3 protein-coding genes are annotated in these 3,249 nt (G+C 66.1%); 2 read left to right on the forward strand and 1 reads right to left on the reverse strand.

Translation table 11 applies throughout. The features are described from left to right. Both fadA and GY769_22945 read left to right on the forward strand, forming a co-directional pair. Positions 1 to 290 (forward strand): acetyl-CoA C-acyltransferase (fadA, locus tag GY769_22940; protein ID MCP4204775.1); only part of this gene is annotated, 290 nt, incomplete at its 5' end. A 2-nt stretch (positions 291 to 292) separates the two neighbouring features. Continuing rightward, positions 293 to 2,629 carry a 3-hydroxyacyl-CoA dehydrogenase gene (locus GY769_22945; protein MCP4204776.1) on the forward strand — a complete coding sequence of 779 codons (2,337 nt, stop codon included), beginning with the start codon at positions 293 to 295 and terminating at the stop codon, positions 2,627 to 2,629. Positions 2,630 to 2,942: 313 nt separating this feature from the next. Here the strand turns inward: GY769_22945 and GY769_22950 are convergent. Further along, the coding region (locus tag GY769_22950) for a hypothetical protein (protein ID MCP4204777.1) at positions 2,943 to 3,249 on the reverse strand (307 nt) is incomplete at its 5' end.

Consider the following 3,249-nt stretch of genomic DNA (forward strand, 5'->3'; position numbering starts at 1 on the left):
CCAAGGCGCTCGAACGGGCGGGCATCACGGCCGGTGACCTGGACTACATCGAGCTCAACGAGGCCTTCGCCGCGCAGGCGCTCTACGTGCTGAAGAAGACCGGCTGGCCGCTGGAGAAGGTCAACGTGCACGGCGGCGCCATCGCTCTGGGTCACCCGCTCGGAGCCTCCGGTGCCCGCATCCTCGCCACCCTGGTCAATGTGCTCGAGTCGCACGGCGGCCGGTACGGCCTGGCGACGATGTGCATCGGCTCCGGCCAGGGCATCGCCACCGTCATCGAGAGGGGCTAGTCATGGCAGAGATCAAGACTGTAGGAGTTTGCGGAAGTGGCGTGATGGGCAGCCAGCTGGCCGCCCTCTTTGCGGGCGCCGGGCTCGACGTCTTTCTCTTCGATCTCGATCAGGAGCTGGCGGAGCGCGGCCTCGAGGGGGCCGTCAAGGCCAAGCCGGCGGCGTTCTACCATCGGCGCTTCGCCAAGAAGGTCATCCCCAGCAACTATGAAGAGCATCTGGACCGATTCGGGGAATGCGACTGGGTCATCGAGGCCATTGCCGAGCGGCTCGACTGGAAGCGGGATCTCTACGAGAAGATCCGGCCGTATTTGAAGGACAGCGCATTGCTGTCCTCGAACACCTCCGGACTCGCCATGCGTGAGCTGGCCGAGCTGCTTCCGGCCGATCTCCGGCGGCGGTTTCTGATCACTCATTTTTTCAACCCACCACGCTACATGCGCCTGGTCGAGATCGTGCGCGAGGTGGAGACCGACGACCGCGCGGTCGCGGCCGCGAGCGAGCTCATCGGCAAGACCCTGGGCAAGGGCATCGTTCAGGCCAAGGACACACCCAACTTCATCGCCAACAGGATCGGCATCTACGGCATGATGCTCGGTCTCAAGCTCACCCGCGACATGAGGCTTTCGGTCGAGGAAGTCGATGCCGTGACCGGACCGGTGATGGGCCGCCCCAAGTCGGCGACCTACCGTACGGCGGACATCGTCGGGCTCGACACGCTCGCCTTCGTCGCGCAGACGGCCTACGAGAAGTGCGAGGGCGACGAGGCCCGAGAGATCTTCAAGACGCCGCCGGTGCTGGTCCAGCTGCTGGAGCGCAAGAGCCTGGGCCAGAAAAGCGGTGAGGGTTTCTACAAGAAGGAAGGCAAGGAGATCCTGGCTCTCGATTTCGAGACCCTCGAGTATCGCCCCAAGACCAAGCCGCGGATGGACGGCATCGGCGTCGGAAGGCGTTTCACCGACCTCGGCAAGAAGCTCGAGGCTCTGGTCTTCAATCCGGATCCGGCCGGCAAGTTCGCCTGGGAGCTGACCATCGGCACGCTCTCCTACGCCGCTCGCAGGCTGGGCGAAGTGGCGGACGACGTCACCAACATCGATCGCGCCATGCGTTGGGGGTTCGGCTGGCAGCAGGGCCCCTTCGAGGTGTGGGATGCGATCGGCGTCGAACGCTCGGTGCGGCGCATGGAAGCGGAGAACAAGCCGGTGCCCGATCTGGTGGAGCGCCTGCTCGCCGGCGGCCACGCCCGGTTCTACGACCGCAATGGCACCCAGCGCTACTTCGATCTGGCCTCGGAGTCGATGCTGCCGGTGCCGACGGCGCCCGACGTGGTCCAACTGGAGGACCGCAAGGCCCACGGCGGGGAGCTTCTGCGCAACTGGAGCGCGTCTCTCCTCGATCTGGGCGACGGCGTCGGTTGCGTCGAGTTTCATTCGGCGCTCCAGCCCGACTTCAACCCGGTGGACGGAGCGATCCTGGACATGCTCGCTTCCTCGCTCGAGGCGGCTCAGGCGAAGAACCTCAAGGGACTGGTGATCTCGCACGAAGGTACGCACTTCTGCGCCGGCGCCAACCTGGCCTTGATTCTGGGACTGGCCAAGAGCAAGCGCTTCGACCTGATCGAAGAGGTGTCGAGGACTTTCCAGAAGATCACTCAGGCGATTAAGTACTCGCCGTTTCCGGTGGTGGCCGCGCCTTTCAGCGTCTCGCTGGGCGGCGGCTTCGAGGTCATCGCCGCGTGCGACCAGATCGTCGCGCTCGCCGAGCTCTACTGCGGCGCGGTGGAGGTGGGAGTGGGTCTGATCCCCGGGGCCGGCGGCAACTTGCGGTTACTGACCCACCTCTCGAAGCGGCTGCCGCCGAGGAAGATGGGGCCGATGGCCCCGGTGCAGAAGACCTTCGAGACGATCGCCTTCGCCAAGGTTTCGACCTCGGCGCACGAGGCGGTGGAGCTGGGCTACCTGCGCGAGGATTGTCCGATCGTGCTTTCCCGCGACCATCTGATCGCGATGGCCAAGCAGGAGGTCCTGCGGCTCGCGGACGGCTACCGGCCGCCCGAACCGCCCGAGCTCATTCCTCCCGGTGTCGGCGGTCGGCTGGCGATCCAGGTCGTGATCGACGGCTTCCTCAAGGCCGGCACCATCTCGGAGCACGACGCACTCATCGCCGGCAAGCTGGCGCACGTGATCAGCGGTGGCGAGCGCGGCAACGGCATCCACCCGGTCGAGGAGCAGTACTTCCTCGACCTCGAACGAGAGGTGTTCGTGTCGCTGGCCGGCGAGCCGAAATCGCAGCAGCGGATGGCTCACATGCTGAAGAAGGGCAAGCCTCTGCGGAATTGAGTCGGAGGCAGAGTGTCTCAACTACCGACAGCGGGCCGCCGGTGCCGCCTCTCCGCGAGCGAAGAGAGGCTCGCTCCGAGGCGCACGCGGCCGGCCTCCAGCCGCGGATCGTTGTAACGGTCGACCTCTGTGTGTCGACCGGGGCGATTGAGTCGCGCCGGTGCCGCCTCTGCGGGAGCCATCAAGAGATGGACAGGCTCCCTCCGAGGCGCACTCGGCCGGCCTCCAGCCGCGGATCGCCGGAATCATTGTAGCGGTCGACTCCGCCTGCCCTCGAGCGAAGCGAAGGGTCTCGACCGAACTCCGCTTCCCCTCAGCTCTGCCGCCACCACCAGTCGCGCCAGGCCGACGGGTCGTTGGGCAGCGACTCGCCGGTAATGTCGCGCAGGGCCTGGTAGACCCAGAGCCGGGTCTGCTGGTCGAGCACCGGATCCTCGGTGAAGTCCAGAAGATCCGGTACCGCGAGTCTCCTGGCCTCGCCCGTGAGCATGCCCGACTGGGCCAGGCTGCAGGCCGCCCGCTCCCGAACGAAGGGCTCGGGGTCGTCGTGGAAGACTCGCAGCAGATGGGGAATGATCGCCTCGTCTCCCGAATAGGCCACTCCTTCGACCGCCCAATGA

Source organism: bacterium (assembly GCA_024224155.1).
Classification (GTDB): Bacteria; Acidobacteriota; Thermoanaerobaculia; order Multivoradales; family JAHEKO01; genus CALZIK01.